This window comes from Crateriforma conspicua, assembly GCF_007752935.1.
Taxonomy (GTDB): domain Bacteria; phylum Planctomycetota; class Planctomycetia; order Pirellulales; family Pirellulaceae; genus Crateriforma; species Crateriforma conspicua.
This window is the reverse complement of the sequence record NZ_CP036319.1, coordinates 5,057,376-5,080,933: the sequence shown is the minus strand read 5'-3', so window position 1 is coordinate 5,080,933 and position 23,558 is coordinate 5,057,376. Positions and strand designations below refer to the sequence as shown.

General features: G+C 59.1%; 17 protein-coding genes. 9 read left to right on the top strand and 8 right to left on the bottom strand.

Annotated elements, in window-relative coordinates:
• Positions 1 to 351 precede the first annotated feature (351 nt).
• The 4 genes from Mal65_RS18580 (at position 352) to Mal65_RS18565 (ending at position 6,206) form a co-directional block, all read left to right on the top strand.
• Entirely contained in the window at positions 352 to 1,566 is a 1,215-nt protein-coding gene (locus Mal65_RS18580; protein ID WP_165701376.1) for a carboxypeptidase-like regulatory domain-containing protein, read from the top strand.
• Between the two features lie 259 nt (positions 1,567 to 1,825).
• Positions 1,826 to 2,962, top strand: a complete 1,137-nt coding sequence (locus Mal65_RS18575) for a carboxypeptidase-like regulatory domain-containing protein (RefSeq protein WP_165701375.1) — start codon at positions 1,826 to 1,828, stop codon at positions 2,960 to 2,962.
• A gap of 352 nt (positions 2,963 to 3,314) precedes the next feature.
• A complete protein-coding gene (locus tag Mal65_RS18570; protein WP_145300945.1) occupies positions 3,315 to 4,448 on the top strand; it encodes a phenylacetate--CoA ligase family protein in 1,134 nt (377 codons plus the stop codon).
• A gap of 315 nt (positions 4,449 to 4,763) precedes the next feature.
• Positions 4,764 to 6,206 carry an aldehyde dehydrogenase family protein gene (locus tag Mal65_RS18565; protein ID WP_145300942.1) on the top strand — a complete coding sequence of 481 codons (1,443 nt, stop codon included), beginning with the start codon at positions 4,764 to 4,766 and terminating at the stop codon, positions 6,204 to 6,206.
• 124 nt (positions 6,207 to 6,330) lie between these two features.
• Here the strand turns inward: Mal65_RS18565 and lysS are convergent, their stop codons facing one another.
• Together lysS and Mal65_RS27330 are read right to left on the bottom strand one after the other, a co-directional pair.
• Positions 6,331 to 7,914, bottom strand: coding sequence for a lysine--tRNA ligase (gene lysS / locus Mal65_RS18560; RefSeq protein ID WP_145300939.1), 1,584 nt, complete (start codon positions 7,912 to 7,914; stop codon positions 6,331 to 6,333).
• Positions 7,911 to 8,039 carry a hypothetical protein gene (locus Mal65_RS27330; protein WP_261343454.1) on the bottom strand — a complete coding sequence of 43 codons (129 nt, stop codon included), beginning with the start codon at positions 8,037 to 8,039 and terminating at the stop codon, positions 7,911 to 7,913. Before Mal65_RS27330 ends, lysS begins: the two co-directional genes overlap by 4 nt.
• Before the next feature lie 104 nt (positions 8,040 to 8,143).
• On the opposite strand from Mal65_RS27330, the gene Mal65_RS18555 reads away from it, so the two are divergent.
• Positions 8,144 to 8,818, top strand: coding sequence for a calcium-binding protein (locus tag Mal65_RS18555; RefSeq protein ID WP_145300936.1), 675 nt, complete (start codon positions 8,144 to 8,146; stop codon positions 8,816 to 8,818).
• 32 nt (positions 8,819 to 8,850) lie between these two features.
• On the opposite strand, the gene Mal65_RS18550 is transcribed toward Mal65_RS18555, so the two are convergent.
• The 6 genes from Mal65_RS18550 to Mal65_RS18525 form a co-directional block, all read right to left on the bottom strand.
• Positions 8,851 to 9,981: an acyl-CoA dehydrogenase family protein gene (locus Mal65_RS18550; protein WP_145300933.1), complete on the bottom strand. Its 1,131-nt coding sequence runs from the start codon at positions 9,979 to 9,981 to the stop codon at positions 8,851 to 8,853.
• Complete coding sequence (locus Mal65_RS18545; protein ID WP_145300931.1) at positions 9,978 to 11,387, bottom strand: EF-hand domain-containing protein; 1,410 nt, start codon at positions 11,385 to 11,387, stop codon at positions 9,978 to 9,980. Before Mal65_RS18545 ends, Mal65_RS18550 begins: the two co-directional genes overlap by 4 nt.
• Positions 11,388 to 11,651: 264 nt before the next feature.
• Positions 11,652 to 12,959 (bottom strand): mandelate racemase/muconate lactonizing enzyme family protein, encoded by a 1,308-nt coding sequence (locus Mal65_RS18540; protein WP_197203592.1) that lies wholly within the window; start codon positions 12,957 to 12,959, stop codon positions 11,652 to 11,654.
• Positions 12,960 to 13,075: 116 nt separating this feature from the next.
• Entirely contained in the window at positions 13,076 to 13,708 is a 633-nt protein-coding gene (locus Mal65_RS18535) for a response regulator (RefSeq protein ID WP_145300925.1), read from the bottom strand.
• Between the two features lie 439 nt (positions 13,709 to 14,147).
• Positions 14,148 to 16,382: a hypothetical protein gene (locus Mal65_RS18530; protein WP_145300922.1), complete on the bottom strand. Its 2,235-nt coding sequence runs from the start codon at positions 16,380 to 16,382 to the stop codon at positions 14,148 to 14,150.
• Between the two features lie 156 nt (positions 16,383 to 16,538).
• Positions 16,539 to 17,129: a DJ-1/PfpI family protein gene (locus Mal65_RS18525; protein WP_145300919.1), complete on the bottom strand. Its 591-nt coding sequence runs from the start codon at positions 17,127 to 17,129 to the stop codon at positions 16,539 to 16,541.
• A gap of 336 nt (positions 17,130 to 17,465) precedes the next feature.
• On the opposite strand from Mal65_RS18525, the gene Mal65_RS18520 reads away from it, so the two are divergent.
• The 4 genes from Mal65_RS18520 (at position 17,466) to Mal65_RS18505 (ending at position 23,557) form a co-directional block, all read left to right on the top strand.
• Positions 17,466 to 19,094 carry a BamB-related PQQ repeat family beta-propellar protein gene (locus Mal65_RS18520; RefSeq protein WP_165701373.1) on the top strand — a complete coding sequence of 543 codons (1,629 nt, stop codon included), beginning with the start codon at positions 17,466 to 17,468 and terminating at the stop codon, positions 19,092 to 19,094.
• Positions 19,095 to 19,204: 110 nt separating this feature from the next.
• Positions 19,205 to 20,221, top strand: a complete 1,017-nt coding sequence (locus Mal65_RS18515; RefSeq protein ID WP_196784282.1) for an ion transporter — start codon at positions 19,205 to 19,207, stop codon at positions 20,219 to 20,221.
• A 112-nt stretch (positions 20,222 to 20,333) separates the two neighbouring features.
• Positions 20,334 to 23,315 carry an FAD-binding and (Fe-S)-binding domain-containing protein gene (locus Mal65_RS18510; RefSeq protein WP_145300912.1) on the top strand — a complete coding sequence of 994 codons (2,982 nt, stop codon included), beginning with the start codon at positions 20,334 to 20,336 and terminating at the stop codon, positions 23,313 to 23,315.
• A complete protein-coding gene (locus Mal65_RS18505) occupies positions 23,312 to 23,557 on the top strand; it encodes a MoaD/ThiS family protein (protein WP_145300910.1) in 246 nt (81 codons plus the stop codon). Before Mal65_RS18510 ends, Mal65_RS18505 begins: the two co-directional genes overlap by 4 nt.
• Position 23,558 lies beyond the last annotated feature (1 nt).

Here is a 23,558-nt window from a genome sequence, read left to right as displayed (position 1 = left end):
CCAGCTGCGGCCATTTTGACCGCAATCCTAAAATGCTGCGACTTCTATTTGTTCACCTTCCATGGGGTGGTGAGGGCGACAGCAGGACTCTGGGAAAAATCGAGTTTTTGACGAAAATTCAAAGAACTACCCGATGGGGGAATGCATCCAATGAGGCCGATACTAGCGGTATTTTCGCGTTTTCTGTCCGTCGTCCACCCTCGTGGGGGTGCCGGTTTTCTTCATTATTCCGATTTCGTTGTCATTCGGTCGTTGAATTCCGTTGCGTCGCAGAATATCATCCATACCGCTTACCTATCTTCACAAGAGTTACACCCCCCGCTTGATCGACGATTTCGAGGTAAACCTCCAATGCAACGGCTTTTCTTCGTTCCTTTGCTGGCACTGTTGGGCATGATCACGCCCGCATTCGCAGTACAGCTGACGCGGAACCATCTGACTTCGAATCAGTGGGTGCGATCCACCGCTGATGGGCACTTGGTCGGACGAATTGTTCTGCCCACCGAGAACGGAACGTCGCAAGCCGTCGAGGCTGCGGCGCTGGCGTTGACCGGACCTGCCGGTCAAACCGTCACCGTTCAAACGGACGAAAGCGGACGCTTCCAGTTCGATAACGTCACCCCCGGCGTTTATGCCCTGACCGCACGCGGCGAAGGCATCTTCGCGGTCAGCGCGATGCACGTCGTCGCAAATGACGCGGCTGGATATCCCGAAGAAGTTGAACTGGCCGCGGCCAACGTCGACCACGAGATGGTCAAGATGGCGTTGGTTCGTTACTTGCCCGCCAGTGCCCAGCGTAGCAGCAGCACGATTGACAGCGTCGATCTGGAAAAGCTGGCCGCACGCGTGATCGGCGAAGGTTTTTCGCGGGTCGCTCAAGACAACGGTGGGATGAGCGGTCAAATCCACATGGCCGGTGCCGAAGGCGGTGAGTTGAAGGCCGCACCGTCGATGAACGTTTTCGTTCTGCGTAACGGTGCCGAAGTCGCTCGAGCCGTCACCGACGAGAATGGCCAGTTCCACATCGACGCGTTGACCCCGGGTCAGTACTCGCTGATGGCCGTCGGAACCGCCGGTCTGGGACTGACTGGTTTCGAATTGGTCGACGAAAACGAAATCGACCGCACGACCTCGGTCAGCAGCAACGGCGAAACCCTGGTGGGTCTGCTGGGACATCACTGCTGCCCCCAATTCGAAATGCAATGTGCACCGGCTCCCGAAGTCGTCACTTGTGTCGAAGAAGTCGTCGTGGAAACGGTTCCGGCTTGCTGTGAAGAAGAAATCATCATCAGCGACGAAGTGATCTCCGAAACGCCAATCGGCGGTGAGATCGTCGATTGTGGCTTCGGTACCTCGGCCTGTGGCTGCGGTGGTGGCGGCGGCGGATACGCTGGCGGTTACGGCGGCTACGGTGGTGGTGGCGGATACGGCGGCGGCGGATGGGGCGGTGGCCTCGCTGCACTGGCCGGTATCGGTGCAATTGCCGCGATCGCTGATAACAACGACGGGAACGACTTCCCCTTCGTTCCGGTTCCCCCACCGCCGGTCAGCCCAGCATCGCCGTGATCGGTGATGATTTTGGGTCCCTGATGCGGGCCTGATCAAAAAGTTGAACATACGGAACCGCGGCTCAACGAGTCGCGGTTTTCTTTTGTTTTTTTGCTAGCATCCCGAAAGATTGTTGAAATGCCGGTGGGGGGATTTATCATCAATCTGACGAATTTGTGGGCCGGCGGTCTGTTTGCATGCACCCCGTCGGTGGCACCAACTTGATTGACACCTTGAATATCTGACGTCGTTTCCACCCTGGGAAGGCATGAATCTGATGAAATCCGCATCGTTGGCTGTTGGTGCAGCCTTGTTATTCTGCAGCAGCGTGTTTGCCCAAGGCAGCGGGCTGCGGCAGTGGGTCCGCCTGACCGATGACGGTCGTCTGCAGGGTGAGGTGATGATTCCGCAAAACGGAAACATCGACCAAGCCGTCAGCCGTGCGGATGTTCGACTGGTCGATGTCAATGGTCGGGTTTGGGAAGCCAAATCCAGCACCAAGGGGCGGTTTACGCTGCGTGATGTCCCGCCGGGTGCATACGCCTTGTCGGCTCGTGGTGAGAACGTCTGGGGTATCGCCGCGGTCCACGTGATCGCGTCGGATGCAAGTGATTCGGCCGTTTATCCCACGACGGCCGCCCTCAGCGTTGCATCGATTGATCGCGCATTGGTTCAGCAAGCGGTCGGCCGATATGTCAGTGCCGCGTCGACTGGCCAAGACCCGATGGCATCGGTGGATTTGACGCGTCTGTCGAAACAAGTCGCTGCCGGTGTGTCATCACGGGTTCGCCGTATCGAAGGCAAGCTGCACGGCCGTGTTTATCTGCCTGGGGCTGTTGGCGACAAGTTGATGCCCGCGGTCGACACGAACATCTTCATCTTCCGCGAAGGTGCCGAAGCGGCCAGAGCCGTGACCGATTTGGATGGCAAGTTCGAGATTGAGGAATTGCCGCCGGCTGCCTACGCGTTGGTTGCCGCCCGTTCCACCGGTGTTGCGGTCGTTGGTTTCGAATTGGTCGATGGCAGCGACAAGCAGGCACGAAGCAGTGCATCGTCGAAAAAACAACTGGTGTCCTACTTTGCCGAGCCGATCGCGGATGAACTGGTGGTTCAGCTGGCACCTCCCGGCACCATCGATCCGGTGGTCGACACATCGGACGACGGACCGAGTGACGGGACCGAGGACGCCATCGAAGATGAAGTCGTTGAGGAAGGTTTTGGTTCGGCTTTGACGATTCCGCCGGGAACCTACATCGCCCCCAGTGGCGCGGGCGGTGGTGGCGGATTCGTCGGTGGTGGCGGTGAATTGATCGGCTTGGCCGCGATTGCGGCGATCGCTGCGGCATCTGACGACAATGACAACAACCAGCCGTTTGTTCCGGTTCCTCCGCCGGTCAGCCCCGCTTCGCCCTGATTGCTCGCTGGTAGAGATCGCGGATCTTGGCGACAGGCCGAGACTGCTGGTCACCTTTGAAGATCACGTTGCCACCGTCGGCTGGAATGTCGTCGGTGGCTTTTTTTGTCGACGCCTTGTTGGTTCTGTCGATGGCTGTGGATGTTGATCGGACGTTCAGCTTTTGGCGACCGCACGGCGCCGAAGACTATTCACGGTTGTCGGGCGCTCGCAGCCGTCGGTTCTGACCGATCGGGTTTTCTGGTCGCGGCGTTATCGTCAAGTGCTTCCCGAGTCGACATACTGTGTAAGACGTCCAGGGACGTTCCTGCCCAACCCCCTTCACCCGCCCTACCCCGTAGCGAGAGCGTTGATGAGTACTGCCGAATCTGGCGTGGATCCCGAGATCCAGAAGAAGGTGTCTGAAGCCCTTGACCGCTTGAACGAACACACTCTGAAGACCGTTCATTGGCACTTCAGCGACGACACCGGCAGTCCGTTTTGGTTGGAAAAGAAACGTGAACTGAACTTCGACCCGCTGGCCGATGTGAAGGGCTTCGATGACCTGAAGAAGTTCCCGCACTTCGAGGACGAATGGTTGCGTGGCGGCCCGGTGACTCGCTGGGTTCCCAAAGGCCATCAAGGCAAACCGACCTACGTATTCGAAACGGGCGGAACGACGGGGATTCCGAAGAGCCGCGTGGTGATTGAAGACCACTGGAAAGATTACGAACTGTTCAGCGACACCCTGCCGGAAAAATACTTTCCCAAAGGTGCGAATTGGTTGATGCTGGGACCCAGCGGACCACGGCGTTTGCGATTAGCCGTGGAGCATCTGGCGCAGCACCGTGGCGGGATTTGTTTCTGTATCGATCTGGATCCTCGCTGGGTGGTCAAGCTGATCAAGAAGGGCTGGATGGAACACCTGGAGGAATACAAGAAACACTGCATCGACCAGGCGATCACGATCCTGACCGCGGGGCACGACGTGAAGTGCATGTTTGCAACACCGAAGTTACTGGAATCTTTGGGCGAGGCTCTTGAAGAACGCGGGACCAGTTTGGGCGAATGTGGCATCACCGGAATTTTCTCCGGCGGCACCGAGTTCACGCCCCAGTGGACGCGCTTTTGCGTCGAAGAGTTGCTGGATGGGCCGCCGGAAGAAAGCGGCATCTACATGACCCCGACCTATGGCAACACATTGATGGGGTTGGCATGCAGTAAACCGGTCACTGCCAGTGATGGTTACAAGATCAGCTACTACGCACCTCAACCCCGTGCGGTTACCGAAGTTGTCCAATTCGAGGATTACGATAGCGTGGTGGGCTACGGCGAAACCGGTCGCGTGAAGCTTTACACTTTGACCGACGAGTTCTTCGTCCCCGGGTTCATGGAACGTGACGAAGGCGAACGCGAAATGCCGTTTGATACCTATCCCTGGGATGGTGTCAGCGGAGTACGGCCATTTCATGAACTGGCCAGCGCGACGACCGTCGGCGTCTACTAACCGGCGACACGGTTTCGCCGGTGGGGCACATTGGATTGGCACTCGTCGATTCGGTGGATGACTAGCCAACGCATTGCAATGAATCACGCTCGAATGATCGCTGTGCATTGCGATGCGACCATCGGCCGTCGACGCAATCGACCTTGTTCGCAACGCTCGTGATTTGCGGCCTTGTCGCTGTCCGACGTCGGCTCGCGATTTTCGATTGGTTGCATTTTGTCTCGCGACGCCGGTCTTCACCTTTGTCTGGCCGGACCAAACCGTTCGCCACCGTTCTAACTTCTGACTTTAGTTCCGTTTGAGATTGGATCAATCATGATCACGCTTAGTCCGCTGCGTTGGGGAAAGCCGTACGAATCGTTGGAGTTCAACGATGTCGTCCACTTTGACACCGGTGAACCCATTGCCAAGGTCGGGACCGTTGGCGGCGGGATCGTTGGGCGCGACATGCGAAAAGCCCACAAGGCTCGTGAGGCGCTCTTGCAGCTGTCACCTGAGGACTTGATTGAAAAGTGCAAGCAGGCGGCGCAGCTGTTTGAAAATGCCGACTTGAAAGTGGGCGACAGCGTGCAGACGGTCGACGACTTTGTGCATCAGCAATCCGCCAGTACCGGACTGCCCGAGCACATGTGCCGTTCGAACATGACCAAGAACAGTTTTGTGTTGTCCAACATGGACCAGATTCTGGATTGCCTGACCCGCGGTCTGGATCTTTCCATCTTGGCACGTGGGTACGGCGAAGAAGGTCGTGGCGTGACGGTCAGCTTTCAGGCACAGACTCCGGTGCTTGGTGCTGTGTTGCCCAACAATTCACCCGGGGTTCACACGCTTTGGCTGCCCGCGATTCCGTTGCAGGTTGGTTTGGCATTGAAGCCGGGGTCACAGGAACCTTGGACGCCCTATCGAATGGTCGCTGCGTTCATGCAGGCCGGTGTGCCAGCCGAAGCGTTCGGTCTGTATCCCGGTGGCCATGATGCCGGTGGAGCCATCATGACTAAGACACCACGCAGCATGATTTTCGGTAGCGCCCAGACGGTCGCCCAGCACGCGGGCAACCCACGTGTGCAGCCTCACGGTCCTGGATTTTCCAAGATCTTGATTGCCGACGATGTGGTCGATGATTGGGAACAGTACTTGGACGTGATGGTGGAGAGTGTGCTGAGCAATTCCGGACGCAGTTGCATCAATTGCAGCGGCATTTGGGCCAGTCGGCACACCAAAGAGATCGCCCAAGCCCTGGCCGAGCGATTGGGGCCGGTCGATGTTCGGCCGCCCGCGGATGACGAGGCTCAGTTGGCCGCGTTTACGGTTCCCGCGATGGCGACCGGAACCTACGCAATGGTCCAGCAAGATTTGGCCGAATCGGGCGTGACCGACATGACGGCATCGTTCGGTGAAAAACTGATCGAGCGTGAACACTGTGCGTATTTGCGGCCGATGGTGGTCCACGCCGATTCACCCGATCGTGGTGTGGCGGCCAAGGAATACATGTTCCCCTTCGTCAGCGTCGTCGAATGTCCGGAATCGGAGATGTTGCGACGGATCGGACCGACGTTGGTCGGGACCGTTTTGACGGGGAACGAGCAACTGCAACACGACGCAGCGAACTGTGTCGAGATTGATCGTTTGAATATCGGTCCGATTCCGACCAACCGCTTGAATTGGTTGCAGCCGCACGAAGGAAACATCATCGATTTCTTGTTCCGCTCGCGAGCCTATCAAATCGCGCCGATGCCGGTTGCCGCAGCGGGGGCGTAGAACAGCTTCACGGGATCATTGCTTGCTTCGTTGATTGCCTAAAAAAAAACGGCTCGCTCGAAGGTGATTCGGGCGAGCCGTTTTTGCGTCACGGTTTGTCGTTCTTAATGTTGCTTGTTCGACATCATGAATCCTTTTCCGGACGCAGCACGGGAAACAGGATCACGTCACGGATCGACCGCTTGTTGGTCAGCAGCATGACCAGGCGATCGATACCGACACCCAGTCCGCCCGCCGGCGGCATTGCGTAACGAAGCGCCCGGATGAAGTCATGGTCCATTTTCGCCATGCTGTCTTCATCGTCTTGACCTTGCAATTGCGTTTCGAACAACGCTTGTTGCAGGTCCGGGTCATTCAGTTCGGTGTACGCGTTGGCCAATTCCATTCCGTTGATGAACAATTCAAAACGTTCGGCGATCTCCGGTTGATCCGCTTTGCGTTTGGTCAACGGGCAGATGCTGGCGGGATAGTCGATCACAAAGATGGGACCTTGCAGCGTGTCTTCTACCTTCTCTTCAAAGATCTCGTTGCGGACGACGTCCGGATGTTTGCCTTCGGTTTCTAAGCCCAGCTTCTTGGCCAGTTCGATGACCGCAGATTCGTCCGCCGGATCGACATTGGTGGCCTTGGCGAACAGTTCGGCATAAGTGGCACGTTGAAACGGTGGCGTGAAATCAATTTCCACGTCGCCAAACGGCCGGACGTAACCGCCACCGATCGCGTCGATCGCATCGACGATCAAACGTTCGGTCAGGTCCATCATCGTCCCGTAATCGCCGTAGGCTTGATACGCCTCCAGCATTGTGAATTCCGGATTATGCCGCGGGCTGATGCCTTCGTTGCGGTACACGCGTCCGAGTTCGTAAACGCGTTCCATGCCGCCGACCATCAGACGCTTGAGGTGCAATTCGAGCGCGATCCGCATGTACAACGGCATGTCCAAGGCGTTGTGATGCGTGGTGAAAGGTCGTGCCGCCGCACCACCGGCGACCGCGTGAAGCGTCGGTCCTTCGACTTCGCAAAACTGTTGATCATCCAGCGTTCGGCGAATCGACTGGATGATTTTGGTTCGGGCCATGAAGGTTTCCATGACGCCATCGTTGAACGCCATGTCGGCGTAACGCATCCGCTGTTTCAGATCCGGATCGGTCAATCCCGCGTGCTTTTCCGGCGGAACTTCCAGCATCTTGGTGTGGAAGAACAGCTTTTCGGCGAACACGGTCAGTTCACCAGTGTTCGTGCGCCCCAGACGTCCCTCGGCGCCCACCAGGTCGCCCAAGTCAAACAGCTTGGCCAGTTCAAAATCGTCGCCGACTTGCTTTTTGCCGATGAAGATCTGGAGGCTGCCGGTCCAGTCCTTGATGTTCAGAAAGATCAGTTTGCCGGTGGGTCGCGCAAACTGAATGCGTCCGGCGACGCGAACGGTGGGGCCAATTTCTTCGCCCGGGCCGAGATCGGTTTTCCATTGCCGATAGTCCACCGAATCATCACCGAAATCGGGCAGATCGATCGTTTCGCCCTCTGCGGTCCGGAATTTGACCTGATCGCTCATCGCGTGACAGTCGCCGATCCAGGTTCGGTCGTCGAAACGGCCGCCGAACGGATCGATCCCCATGTCCGTCAATTTTTGTAGTTTCGACCGACGTGCCACACGTGGGTCGGTGAAATCATCGCCGTTATCGGGGGTGGAAGCCGCTGTTTGATTCATCGCTGACGAAGGTTGTTGGGAACGAGTGCCAAGTGTCTCAGACGCTGAATTTTGGCGGCTGATGTCCACTTCTGGTAGGTGACGGCACCGCTTCGTGGACTGTCGGCGGTTTTTGCCCGTTGCATCGACGTGACTTCCACGCTGGGTAGATCAGAAACAAACACGCCGGCAACCGAGCGGATCGCGTTTCGGCGTCCACCTGAAACCCTGCCTGCATGGGAGAAACCCGATGAAACGTCTGTTCGCTGTACTGTGTTTGTGTGCCCTGGCTTGGACCAACGCACCGGCCCAGTCGATCGTCTATGACGAAGTCAACCGAATCGTCACGGTCACCGGCACCGATCTGGACGACGAATGCAAGATCTCGGTTGACGGAGATGAATTCAAAATCAAGTTGACCTACCCCGAAGCGGACAACTGGAACCACACCGACAACATCAAGCAAAAGTTCGAGTTCGACGAATTGGTCTTGGTCATCTTCTTCGGGCTGCGAGGGGACGACATCTGCTTCTTTGACGATGTCGATGATTTTGTGGATGAGGGAGCCGACCATTTGGTCAGCGTCCAGTACGGCGGCGAGGGCGAAGACATGCTGTTCGGCGGTCCGGCCAGCGATTACTTGGACGGCGGCGACGACAACGTGGTCGACGTGTTATTCGGTGGTGGTTCCAACGACACGTTTGTTCGCTATTACATCAACAAGAAAGTCGATGCCGATCACGGGACTTTGGAATCGGCAATGCAGAAACCCAAGTTCAGTGCGAAAAAGAGCTTCATTCGTAACGCCGAGTTAGAGTCCGAGCCGGAGGTCAAAGTGATCAAGATGCCGCTGGTCGACAAAATCACCGACTTCAATGAAGCGGAATCGGACTTCATTCATTGGCAACTTGCCCAGCCGGAATAGAGCGGCCCGCAATCGACGCCACGGAAAGGACATCAGCCGGCGGTGTCGCCCGACACGCCGGCAAGATTGCAAAGATGGTTTTGGGCGATCGGTTGTGGACAGCTCCAGACCAAAAAGAAAAGGGCTTCGCGGCACCACCGTCCCACTGGATGGCCTTCGACAAAACCCGCACCCTTGGCGGCGGTCATCGCGGCTTGCGTGCAACGCATGACCAAGTCATTGGCCCGGCCTCGAATGGCCATCGGGTCACAGGGGGCCTCGGTTTTGTGCACCTGATGTTGGTCTTCGCCCGGCGGGTTCGCGGCCGTCAGCAGATCGTCCAGTTGTGCTTCGCAGTCGCGTTTCAGCTGATCCGCAATCGGTGTCAGTTCGGGTCTCGCGTCGGATTCATCGGCCAAAAAATCGATGGCCGTTGCCGCCAGCCCCAAAGCCAGGGCGGATGTCTGCAGCCCGCCGGTTCCCCCGCCCGACCCGGTGCTCATCACGTCATCGACCGGACCGGCGACGATCATCGATGGGGACACGACAACGTCATCCAGACGGACCATGTCGGTGCAGCTGGCCGACAATGCGATCATCGAAACTCCCGGGCCGCAATGGACGCCGGCCAAGTCGGTGGGCACCGCCACCAATGCCTCTCGGCCGTCGTCCAGAGTCGCACCTAGGACGATCACTTCGGCGTGAGCGGCACCGGTCACCCATGGGGCGACGCCGGAAAGAACCAAGCCACCGTCATCGGTTTGGCGGGCCGACAGAATGGGACGGTCCAAGTGGCGTCGGCTTGTGGTCAAATGGCTAATCCCGACGGTTCCAAAGCGATCACCTGACAGCAACGCTTCCACGTGCCGGGCACGAATCGCGGCGTTTTCACTGCCCGCGATCCGACGGCAGGCACCGGCGTACTGGGTCAGGACGAACGTCGTCGTCAGATCGGCTTGAGCCAGTCGATGGTAAGCCAACAACTGACGGTCGGGCGACCAATCGACACCGCCATGGTCGGACGAAAGTGTCCATCGTAAGGCACCGGACGCGGCGCACTGGTGAATCGGACCACCGGGCCAGTGTTCCGGAGCGTTCCATAGGGAAGCTTGGGCGGCCAAGTCATCACATAGCGATCCGAATTCGGGGTCGCTTAAACGAGTGATGACCGGCGGAGTTGTCATTGGGCGCGTCGACGTGCCATGGATTCGGCGTATTCACGAATCGAAACGCGACCGTCGCGGTCGGTGTCCGCACCGGTCGGCTTCATCAGCATGTTCTCATATTCCGATGGCACCAGCACCCCGTCACCGTTGGCGTCGTACCGCTTCACGATGCGTTCGGCATAGGCCATGTCGCGATCGCTGACTTCCACATCGCCTGCCGTCGCGTTGGCGGTGGCCGACGAACTGGACGATGAACTAGCGATCGACGATGGGGCGGGTGATCCGCCGCCGGAACTGACCGGGCCACGTTCGACACCGATCCTGGCTTCATCACTGGTGATGGTTCCGTCGCCGTTTCGGTCCCATCCGTTGAATTCCTTGACCACAGCGTCGGTCCATTCACTGGTGTATTCCGACATCAGCACCTGACCGTCCTTGTCGCCATCGCGGTCGATGAACCAGCCCGGCAATCCGTCGGTGCCATCGCCGGCGATGATTCGATACGACTTTCGACCGTCATAACGATCCACCGGTTCGGAATCTTCTCGATCGTCAGAGCGGCGACGATCACTATCGCGTCTTTGCTGATCGTCTTCGCGGGCCTCGCGACGTCTGGCATAGCGAACGGCTAATTCGTCCAAGCTCAGCTTTCCGTCCTTGTTTCGGTCAAACGCCATCGGATCCCCGGAAAATCGCTCCATTTCATTGCTGCTAAGAAAGCCGTCTTTGTTGCGGTCGTAACGCTGCATCCGTTCGGTCGCTTCGCGTCGATCTGCGTCGCTGACAGGGACAGCCAACATTTCCGCGTTGGGTCCGAAGCCCAAAATGGGATCGAATTCGACCACGGCGTCGAATCCAGGAACCAACAATTCGACCTCCATTGCATCGTTGGCGGGATCGCTGCGGGAATCGCGGCGGTCACGCGAATCGCCGCCGCCGCCACGCATCTTTTCAAAGGCACTGGTGACCTTGGAAATTGGAATGGGGGATCCGGGGCGAATGCTGGAATCTTCGCGCTGCAAGCGACCGATCAGGAATTGGGCGGGGCCCTGTTGTTCGTCGGGATCCAAGACGCCGTTTCCGTTGCGATCCAATCGGCTCAGGAAATCACTCGGTCCGCCGCCACCGCCGCGATCGCCACCGCGGCCGCCTCGATCACCGCCGCGGTCCCCGAAACCACCGCCGGGAGGTCCACCGCCACGCCCGCCGAATCCGCCGCGATCACCAAAACCGCCACCGGGAGGTCCGCCGCCACGCCCGCCGAATCCGCCGCGGTCCCCGAAGCCACCGCCGGGAGGTCCACCACCGCGTCCGCCAAAATCGCCCCGGTCACCGCCGCGTCCGCCAAAAGGCGGTTGGGCGCAAAGCGTGGTTGCCAGAATCATCGGGGCGGTCAACGCCGCCAAAATTCGGAATGTGTTCATACCATTGAAACCACTTGCATGCGTCAATGTTTCGGTCGAGGCCCCCGATGCTGCGGTCTCGATCGTCCATACACGGACCGTCGACACACACGTCGTCATGGCATTCTAGATGGCGCCGTAGAAATTGGAAAAATCTTGGCACCAAATTGGATTGTTGTTCTGGCGGCAAAATGGTGGTGTCCGCATGTGGGCAGGTCACCCTGGCCGCTGGCTCTATGCGCCCAAACGACGCACCATGACGGGCCGTCGGTTGATCGCCATCGTTCAGGCCGTGTCGGATTCCCAAGCGGGATCGTCGCCGTATCCCAGCCCGGGCCCCGCCAGCCTTGCAGTGGGCACTCGGCCGTCGCGGATTTCAAAGAATTCGCCGAATCCTTCCATCCACCGCTGGTTTCCCTGTGGGCAATATTGGCGACCGTTGCTTTCGATCGCCGTCACGCCCGGGATGTGTGCTGCCAGCGACGCGGAATGCAACAGCGATGCGCCGACGCAAGTCAGGTCTTGGACGCACAGATACAGGCCTTCGCGAACGGCCACAGCGCCCAACAGAATCGCTTCGCAGTGGCCCTTGCAGGCCTTCAACGCGATCCCCGAATAGCCCTGGGCGATCGCCGTCCGCAGACTGTGAAGGTCCACCAAAGATTCGTCGATCACGACAGGAAGGCTTTCTGCGACCCGGTGCATTGTGATCGCCGGTCGCCGCGTTAAATCACGATGCGTTGGTTGTTCGATGTAGCCCACGCATCGCAACGCTTCGGGGGCGTCCCGCTGCAACAGGTCCAGCATCTGCAAGACGTAATCTTCGTCACGACAGCGCTCGTTGAAATCCAACGAAAATGACCAACCGTCGCCCAGATCGGGACGTGTTTGCGTTGCCACCGCATGGACGCGAGCGACACGGTCGGCGTCCCACTGCAGATCGTCGCCGTCCAGCTTGATCTTCAGGTGGGTCAGCCCGTTTCGTTGGATCCATTGCCCCAGCGTCTCGGGTAACCCATCGCTCACGGGTGTCTGGACGTCGGCGTCGGTCAACGGATCCAACGCGCCGACCAGGTGATACAGCGGCAACTGATCCACTGGTTGGGGGCGGATCAGTTCGTCAAGGAACACATTGCGGTAATCGTCACCCAGAAAACGTGACAGATCCCCGGGAAGATGGTCCCGGCCCAGCAAAGCGTAACTGCTTTGCCCGTTGGACTTGCCATGAGCATCGAATATCGCCGCCTCGATGGGCGAAGCGGCCAGCAATATCGCCAATTCTGGGATCGTTTCGCCCAGTCCGCGTTCCATATAGATCTGGTCCGCGATGGCCGATCGCTGTTCGGCCAACTGGTGGCAGATGTCCAGCGGGTGGCCCGCCAAGGCCGAATCGTTGAACAATTCGACCAGACGTTCCATCAACTCCAGAACGATTTCTAGCTTTTGGTCTGCCGTCAGATCGGGGTCGGGCCAAGCCCAGGCGACCCCCATCGTCATCGAACCGAAACCCGTCGCACTGCCGATCGACGTTTCCGCCTGGCAATCGACCGAAGCCACGGTCACGTCATTCACCACCCGGCCGCCAAATTTCATCGGCGTACGGTAATCGTACCTCTCGGTACGCATTGACAGCCGAAACGACCGCAACGCCGTTTCAGGCATTCCCAAATCCGGCATTGTGGAATGCCCTAATCAAAGTGGTGGATCGATCAGACCAAGTTTTTGCGAACGGCCCAAACCGCGGCTTGCGTACGGTCGGAAACACCGATCTTTCGCAGGATGTGCTGGACGTGTTCCTTGACCGTTTCGTAGCTAATTCCCAGCATCTTTGCGATTTCCTTGTTGGTCAGGCCAAGAGCCATTTGACGCAGGACTTCGCTTTCGCGTTGGGTCAACGGAACTTCGATGTCTTGGCTCATTCGCGGCGTTGCCAGCGCGCCGGTGACGCGTCGCAGTTCTTCGCGGGTCCAAGCCGATTCGCCGGCCAAAGCCATTTGCAGGGCTTCGATCAGGCGGTCGTTCGATGCCGACTTCAGCACGTATCCGGCGGCACCCAATGCCACGGCGCGAGCGATGTAGGTCGGGTTGTCATAAGCGCTGAACAACATGATCGGCAGATCCGGGTGGTCCAGCTTCAAACGGCCCAAGGCGTTAAGCCCATCGCCGCCGTCCATCCGGATGTCCAACAGGACCGCGTCCGGGTTCAATTTTTCAACCGCTGCCAGCCCCTCAGCAGCCGACGCCGCTTCACCAACGATCTGAATGTCGGTGTCTTGCAGCGCAACTTTCAGCCCCATGCGGACGATCTCGTGATCGTCGACGATTAATAGGTTCTTGGTCATTCTCTGACTCCTCTTTCATTTTGATGGGTGACACTCTCACCCCGACATCGGCGGACACTGCATGTTGCGTGCCACCAATAGGGAGGCTTAAGTTCCCCACCAGTCACGGCCACGTCAAACCCCTCACACAACACACCTGACCGTCGCCGACGCTTTTCGGACACCCCAGAATTGGAGACGTCCGTGGCACATCACGGTGACAGGTGAATCACTTTCCTCCAGTGAGGGATCGGATGATCCCCGCGTCGGGTCCCTTAGGATGACGCGGAAACGAGCCGAAAAACAGCACTGAAAAAAAGTCCCCTATCAAGGGGTAATACAGTTTACGCGAGTAGGGTAGTGCGAGGCTGATAATTGAAGGGCAAAATCCATTACTAAGTGTAATTATGGTGGGATTCATCCATCTGTGGAACCCCGCCTTGCCCCTTGAATTGGTCTGTCAGTCTGACGGTAGTCCCGCGCCGGTGGATCGTTTTGCGATCACCATCTCGCGAAACTGCTGTCGTAGCCCCTTCAACCAGAAGACTAAGTAAACGTTACCAACGATTGATAGCAATAGGAACGTGGTGAAGAAAGGTTGCGCTGCAATCAATTTCTTTGCCCGCGGATCGACCTCTTCCGCCTTTGACGGTTGTACGTTGGAGGTTCGGTCGCTGGGGCTGGGGGATTGGCCGGCGGCCACACGTGGCGGCAACGCCGAGTCATTCGTGGTCGGTCGATCACCTACCACGCGAGAGCTCGGAACATCCCGGGACGACGAAAGCCGGTCTCGGTAAGAAGCGTCGGCATCCAAGCGGCTGTCACCACGATCGAGTTGAGCGTATCGATCGCCACGATAGGAGTCCGATAACGAGTCGGAATTGTCACGCCGGGGGATTCGACGATCGTCCGAATATCGAGAATCCACCAAACGGCTGTCTCGGTAGCGATCGTCCAATCGTGGATCGCTGGCTCGGGGATCCGAGCCACGGGATCGGCTGTCGGCATAACGCAGATCGGCATCGTCACCGAATCGATCGGTCGGGTAGCCACGATCACGGGCGTATCTGGAATCGGCGTACCCGCCATCTGGGCCACGCGGGTCGTTTGAACGAAGACGCGGATCGGTGGTCGTTGCGTATGGGGCGCCGGTCCGATAGCGGTCATTCGCCGAGTCGGATCCCGGGAACACGGGCGGCGGCAAGATGTCGGTCGGTGAACCGCCGCCGGCGTTGGTCCCGGACCCGGGTGCGTTGCCGCCTTGTGCAAACAGGGGATTGTCATAACTGGGGACGCGTCCGGCCGGCGCGCCGGTGGTTGACGGTGTCCCCGTGGAAACGCCGGTCGCGGGCGTTCCGTTTCCGGCGCTGGCCAACCGAGGCGTCACGTATTCCAAAGCCACTTGTTGGTTGGACACTGCTTGGTACTGGGCGTTGATGGGGTAGCCCTGGGGATTGACGGGCAACGCGTTCTTGTAGAGATGGCCGCCCTGCAAGCGAAACTTTTCGAAGGTCTCCGGGGTCCAGCCGTGGTTCATGTTCCACTGGATGTCGGTCGGATTCATTCGGTTCCACGTGGCCGAGATTGTGTCCGTGCGATAGGGATTGGGGGCCTCGGTGGCCGTGGTTCCTGACACGCCGGTACCGGGGGGATTGCTGTTCGGGTAGGAGCCGGCGCCGTAGCCGGTCGGCGACGATGGAGGTTTCGGGCCCAGGTAAGGTTCCGTGCTGCGGTAGGTGTAGGCGTCCGCACTCGAATTGGCGGCCGTGTTGCGATAGCCGTTGATGTTCAAGTTGTCCGGCACTTGTCCAAACGACGACGCGGAACCGGTCGGCGATGCGGCGCCGGTCCCTGGACCGGCCGATGTGGTTGACGGAGCTGGTGGCAGGACGGGAGTCGTGTTGGAAACCTGCTGCGTCGTTTCTGGGCCGCCTGTTCCGGGGTAACCGGTCGTGTTGAAGCCGTTTGACGGCTGGGTGCTGGGTTGCGAGGGGCCCGCCGATGTTTGGGTGGTGCGTGGCGTGGTGCCGTCGGGCAGCCAATAATTGTTTGGTCCGGTGGACGGGGCCGTGCTGGGACCGCCGGCGCGGGGCTGGGCCGTCGCGGCGCGACTGGGTGACGGTGGTGGAACCACACCGGAACGTGGGTCGGCGGCCTGGCTGGCGGTATTCGTTTGGCTGTTGGCGGAGGTTCCAGGGAAATTGAAGCCGCCGAACTGTGGATCGGGCTTCATCACCCGCGTGGTCGGGTGGTCATCAGATTCGGCCGAAACTGATGACGCGCGGGGATCGGTTTGCCCTGACGCCGTGGAAGGATTCTTGGACCGCGCTTTAGCAGTGCCAGACGCAGCGTCCGAAATCGCGGGTGCGGGCATCGCGTCCAGATCGGCGCAATCGACGACGGTGGGAATCACGGGGCTATCGCAAACCACGCCAAAACCGCCGGCCGGTTTTCGGACGACGACCTCTGGGGTGTCCCGCGGCAGCGGATCATCCCCGACTCGGATCACGACCTTCGTGACACGACCGTGCAATTCCGCCGGCAAGGTACTGGTGATCTCGCCGGCCCGACGCACGTCATCCCACTTGTCGGGTTCGACCTGGATGATGTATTGCGTGTCGCCGTTTTCGTCGCTGCACCAGCCGCTATCCATGCCCAATGCGGCGACCAACAGTAGCACCGGGACTCCGCCCATGGTGAATTCCTTATTCGACCGTCCGTGATTGCCGCGGGGCCGGATCCAGGCCGATCAATAGGCTGATGATCTGTCCACGCGGGAGTTTCACCGCCAATGTTAGCGGCCAGGCCGGTTGGGGGTAAAGACAAGTTTCCCGCGCCGGCGGTCGACCACCTATTTTCCCGAAATTTCCAGCAGTGTCACGAATTCACGCATCCAGGCGGGGTGTGCCGGCCAGGCCGGCGCGGTGACCAGATTGCCCTGAACGTGGGCCGAATCCATCGTCGGGGCTGGATCGACATATTGGCCGCCGCCGACAGTGACCTCCGCGGCGACCGCGGGATAGCAACTGCACTGACGCCCCTGCAGCACGCCGGCGGCCGACAGGATCTGTGGTCCGTGACAGATCGCGGCGACCGGCTTGTCCGTGTCGAAGAAGTGGCGAACCAGTTCCAACACACGATCGTTCATCCGCAGGTATTCCGGTGCCCTGCCGCCCGGGATCACCAAGGCGTCGAAGTCTGTCGGGTCAATCGACGCGAAATCACCGGTGATGGCGAAGCGGTGTCCCGGTTTTTCGCTGTACGTCTGGTGACCTTCGAAATCATGGATCGCGGTGACCACGAAATCGCCCGCCTTTTTTTCCGGGCAAACGGTCACGACGTCCTGCCCCAGCGTTTGCAGAATCTGTAGCGGTACCATTGCTTCGTAGTCTTCCACGAAGTCGCCGACGATCATCAGGATGCGGTGGGTGGCCAAGTTCATGAGCTGAATAATCCGTACAAGTCGTGCCAGGGGTGCGGTCGTCACGGCCGGTCGCTCCGCATGACTCGCCGCCGGGGGGCTTTGATTCGCGACGGGCGACTGCGGCAGTTAGACTACGATCTGGTCAGTCGTCGTCAACGCGTGGCGGAACCGGTTTCGCCGTATGTCGTTCGGCCCGTGTTGTGCGGCCATGGTCGATCCCGTCACGATCGTCTTTCCGCGATTCGACCGGCCAAAGTCTTTTCCATTGCCTTCTTGCCCTTCGTGGATGATCTCGTGCAGTCGATTCCTGCGTTTGGTCCGTCGTTTTGCGTGTCCGCCCCGACTCGCCCCGCCATGCCTTTGCAACGCGGTTTGCTGGTTCTGGCCGGATGGTCGGTTCTGGCGGCGTTTGCCGGTTTATCGGCGTCCGCCGACAACTTGATGCCGCCCGACACGGCGTCGTCCTATGGCCTGGTTCAAGTCTATCAACACCAACTGAGTGTGGCGTTGGGCGTGGATTCGGTCGTCGACCAAAAGCTGCATGTCAGTCGAACGGAAACGCGTCAGTACGTCGAACTCGTTCAAGTCGACGGCGATGAAGCAACGCCGGCCGGTGATGAAGCCGTAGCGGATGATGGTGGGGCCGCGGCGGACGGCGAAGCGACGGATGACGCCGGCAAGCCATCGGGCAAGGTGGTCGCCCGCTTTGCCACCGACCAGACCAGCTTCAGCAATCATTTAACGGGTGTCGAAGAGGCGACCCGACAGGCCAAAAACCAACAGCGGCGATTGCGTCGCTTCGGAATCGAAACCGAATTGCGAACCGTCGACGTGCCGCTGGTCCGACTGATCACGTTGACCGATCGCGGTCAGCTGGAAGTCTTGGATGCGGAGTCGGGGCAAACGCTGTGGCGGGAAGACATCGGCGATCCCGGCCGTCAGTACTATTCGATCGGTTGCAGCGACAAGTATGTCGCCGTGGTCAACGGATCTCAGCTGTTCGCGTTGTCGATCGAAAACGGTGCGCTGGTCAAGCAAGCCGAATTGGATCGGCCGCCATTGTTCGGTCCGGCCATCGCGGGTGAATTGGCTATCGTGCCGGGTTTGTTGGGATCGATCGAAGGCGTTTACGTGACCGACGTAAAGCGTGACGATTTTGTCTTGATGGCCAGCGGACCACCGGCGGCACCGATGACCGGAGCGATCGAGACGGACAAGATTGCGATTCCCACCGAAACGGGATTCGTGTTTGTGGTTCACACCGACGGAAGACCCGGCGCTGATTTTCGGCTGGCCACTTCTGGCAAAGTCGTGGCTCCGCTTGCCGTGGGCACCGGCGAACGGTTCTTCTTTGCGACGACTGCCGGGCAAGTTTACGGGATGCAGGCGACCAAGAACGGACGCGTGCTTTGGACCGTCCCGCTGGGTGAACCGGTTACCGAACAAGTCTTGTTGGATGGCGACCGCGTGTTCGTCTGCACCGCCTATGGAAACGTTTTTGCACTTGATGCGTCATCGGGCGAATTGTTGTGGAATGCTCCGGCGCCAGGTGCCCGAGAAATCTTGGGCGTGACCGCCGGTCATGTTTACGCCCTTCGCAACGCGGGCGGCACCAGCGTGATCGATGCCAGCAACGGCAAGGTCGTTCGCAATCTGTATGGCCTTCAGCCCGCAGGTTCCGTCCAAAACAGCCTGACCGATCGGCTTTACCTGGTTTCGCGTCGTGGCACGCTTCAGTGTCTGCGTCCGGAAATCAGCGAGTTGCCGGAATTGAAACAGATGCCGCCGGTTGAAACGAAGCCGGAAGAATCGGAAACCGCCGAATCGGAATCCGAAAGCGAAACGGCCGAGGCTCCCGTCACTGGGAATCCGTTTGGCGGGACGGGCGACGATGATCCGTTCGGCGGTATGGGCGAAGATCCCTTCGGTGATACCGGTGACGACAACCCGTTCGGCGGCTTCGACGACGACAATCCGTTCTAACGCATTGGCGTTTCGCACGAACGAAAACGGTTCGGGGGTGTCGTGTCCGTCGGCGCCTCGGGATCCATGCGTGCTAACGCTCCGCGGACTCCTGCGCTACAATTCCGGCCATGAAACAGGACGGGAACGAAGAGGCCGCTTCGCAATCACGGCCCTCTGACACCGCCGACACGCCGCAACGACGCGATGCTTCGTCCGGAATGTCGGCGGCACAAGAACGATCGCCACGTGCAAACGCGGCGTCCGATCGGTTGGCGCGTTCCCAGCGGCCACAAAATCCTGGCGTGCGTCAAACGCTGTACGACGTGATCTTCGAAGCCGACACGCCATTGGGACGGTGGTTCGACATTGCTTTGTTGTTGGCCATTCTGGCCAGCATCACCTTGGTCGCCTGGGAAACGGTTCCCGGATTCCGTAACAACCCCGACACCAAGCCCTGGTTCATCACCGGCGAATTGATTCTGACCGGGTTGTTCACGATCGAATACGGCTTGCGTCTGTACTGTGCCCGGCGACCCTGGCGGTACGCGTTTAGTTTTTGGGGCATCATCGATCTGCTAAGCATTTTGCCGACTTACGTTGCGCTGATTCCGTCGACCGTGAATTCTCGATCCTTCGTGATCTTGCGCAGCATTCGCTTGTTGCGTGTGTTTCGTGTCTTGAAGTTATGGCGGATGATGAGCGAGGCGGACGACCTGTCCGCGGCAATTTGGCGGGCACGTGAAAAGATCATCGTTTTTCTGGTCGTCGTTTTGGTGGCGGTGACCATCAGCGGCACGTTGATGTATTTCGTCGAGACCGAATTGTGGGAAGAAGCCGGCGCGACGGCGGATCAACAAAGCGATTTCACATCGATCCCCCAAGCGATGTATTGGGCGATCGTAACGATGACCACCGTGGGCTACGGGGATGTGGTGCCACACACCGCACCTGGCAAAGTCATCTCCGCCGCGTTGATTTTGTTGGGATACAGTTTGATCATCGTGCCGACCGGTTTCGTCAGCGCCGAACTGACATCGTCAAAGCAGGTGGAACGGGAATATCATCCCTGTCATCGCTGTGGTGCCGACCGGCATCGTTTGGAAGCCAGTTTCTGTTACCGCTGCGGCGCGGCCTTGCAACAGTGACCCCGCCGGATGCCAAGGTCGGATTCGTTTCGCATTTTCCACATCCGGCACAACACGCCCGACCACATGGCGGTCCTTGACGCCAAGCATTCGGTGCGATCGAAATAGACGCATGGACATCGAACAGCAACGTGTGCAAGACGATCTACGCGGCGTGATCGCGGGCGATGTGTTGTGTGATCCGCTCAGCACGCAACTGTACGCATCGGATGCCAGTATCTATCAGGTGCGACCGTTGGGCGTGATCTGTCCCGCCGGCGTGGCTGACGTTTTGGCCACGGTCCGTTATGCCTGTGAACACGACATTCCTTTGCATCCACGCGGTGCGGGCAGCGGAGTCGCCGGCGAATCGCTGGGACGCGGGTTGGTTCTGGATTTTTCCAGACACATGCGTCGCGTCACCGCATCGACCGACGCGGAAACGATCACCGTGCAAAGCGGCGCGGTGCTGGCGGACGTGAATCGTGCCATTCAAAACACCGGGCGGATGTTTGGCCCCGATCCGGCGACCCGCAGTGTGACCACGATGGGCAGCGTCGTGGCGACCAACGCATCGGGCAGCCACTACCTGCGCAGTGGCGCCGCACGTGACACCGTCGAATCGGTGCGAGTGGTCACGATGGACGGCGAACTGGTCGAATTAAAACCACGCAAACCGTCCAGCGATGACTTGGCCGGTAAATATGCGTTGGGCTTGAACGAAATTCGCCATCGCTTTGCCGATTTGATCCAGCAATCCACCCAGTCGCCACCCTCGCGTGGCGGCTATCGTCTGGACGATGTCTTTGCCGACGACGGGACGGTTCACTTGGGACGGTTTTTCGCCGGCACCCAGGGGACGCTGGCAATCATGGTCGACGCGACGATGCGGACCGAAGTAGCCCCCAAGCATCGCGGCGTCGCATTGTTGTTCTTTCACCGTGTCGATTCGGCGGCACGCATGGCGGTCGCCGCGCTGGATCATGGACCGGTCGCTTGTGACTTGATGGACCGTCGGTTGCTGCAGATTGCGCGCGAAACCGAACCCGGGTTCGCCGACCTGTTGCCCATCGAAGCCGAAGCGATGTTGTTGATCGAGGTCCAAGGGGATGTGGAAGCGGAACTGGAAGACCGATTGCGGTTGATCTATCGAAACTTGTCCACCGGACACGACGGGGCTTTTGGATTTACCTGCACCACCGATGAAGTTGAACGCAATCGTTACTGGTCACTGTGCCGACGTGTCGTGCCACGCCAGTATCGTGTTCGCAGTTCCGAAGCTCCGCTGGCGTTCATGGAAGACTTGGCCGTGCCCGTCGGTCGTCTGCCAGCGGTGCTGACTGAAATCCAAGACGCTTTGAAACGTCATCATACGACCGCCACGGTGTTCGCCCATGCGGGGCACGGGCAACTGCACATTCGACCGTTTTTAAATTTGGCCAACTCGGATGACCGTGACAGGCTGATGCGTCTGAGCGAAGAAACGGCGGAGGTCGTTTGGAAGCACGGCGGTGCGATCAGCGTCGAACATGCCGCGGGGCTCAGCCGGTCCTATCTGATGCCCAAACAGTACGGTGAACTGTGGCAGGCGATGGGGCAAATCAAACGCCTGTTCGATCCGCTGCACCGCTTGCATCCAGGGAAATACTTCGGCGCGATTCTGCAGAAGCCCAATGAGAATCTTCGGCCCGCCGACCAAACCATCGAAATCACGTTCGAAGGTCGTACGGTTTTGCAGGCCGATACGGGTTCGTCGGGACGATCCTTGGAAGGGGAACCGTCGATCCCGCAACTGGAAGTCATTCAGCATTGGCCAGGCAATGCTACGATCAGTCAGGTCACCCGTGCCTGCAACGGGTGCGGACGGTGCCGCACCAATTCGCCGGCCGAACGGCAGTGCCCGGTCTATCGGGCGTCTTTGAAGGAATCCGCAACGCCACGCGCCAAAGCCAATCTGTTGCGTGGCGTGATCAGCGGCCAATTGCCGGTGGATTGTCTGACCGATGATGCGGCCAAAGCGGTCGCCGATTCGTGTTTCAATTGCCACCAGTGCCGTGTGGACTGTCCCGCGTCGGTAAACATCCCCAAGATCGTCGGCGAATTGAAGTCACAATACGTCGCGACCAACGGCTTGCCGCTGTCGGATTTGTTGATGGGGCGAATCGACACCGTCGCCGCGATTGCGTCACGGCTGCCTTGGTTGTCCAACCAGTTGCGACGCAGCGTTCTGTTTCGTTGGGTGGCCGAGCGAATGTTGGGACTGGCCGCGGCACGTCCCTTGCCGCCGGTGCAAAGCGAAACGTTTTTGCGATTGGCGTCCAAACGACGATGGAACAAGGCAACGCCCAGCGGCGGTTTGAAAGTCGTCTACTTTGTCGATCACTATGCCAACTATCACGACCCAGACATCGGTCGCGCGTTGGCGGAGATCCTGCAACAAAACCGCATCGGCTTGTTCGTGCCGACGTCGCAGGTGACCAGTGGGATGCCAAGGATCACTAGCGGTGATTTGAAGGGTGCACGCAAAATCGCACGTCGCAACGTCCGGATGCTGGCTGAACATGTTCGCCAAGGTTACACCATCGTTGCCACCGAACCGGCCGCCGCCCTGTGCTTGAAATACGAGTATCCGAATCTGTTGGACGACGAAGACGCTCACTTGGTTGCCAAGCATTCCTACGAGGCATGTTCGTATCTGTGGGAATTGCACCAAGGCAATCGTTTGTCGACCGAGTTCAACGACGTGCCGCTGCACTTGGCCTATCATCAACCCTGCCATTTGCGCGTCTTGGATCCGGATTGCACGACACCTAAATTGCTGTCGGTGATTCCCGGTGTCAACGTCCGTCACATCGAAGCGGGCTGTACCGGTATGGCGGGAACGTGGGGCCTGCAACGCAAAAATTATCGGAACAGTCTGCGGATCGGATGGCCGTTGATCAGCGCCATGCGTTTGGCCGATCGCAGCGTGGCAACGACCGAATGCAGTTCCTGCAAAATGCAAATCGAACACGGGTCGGGACGTGAAACCGTGCACCCGCTGAAGTTGTTGGCGCATGCCTACGGCCGCATGCCGAAGATCGCGGAACATTTGGAACAGGCCGAAGACCAGTGACCATCACCGTTCGTTTCTATGCCGGAATTCGTCAACAGTGCGGACTGGATCAGGCGGAGTTTGTATTGCCCGACGGCGCCTCGGCGACCGATCTGTTTTCGGCCGTTGCCCAGCGTTGGCCCGACATCGTTCCGCTGGTTTCGTCCAGTCGTTTGGCGGTCGATGACCAGTACGTCAACAGCGATCATCGCTTCACCGGCGACACGGTTTGCGACTTGATCCCGCCGGTCAGTGGAGGTTGAC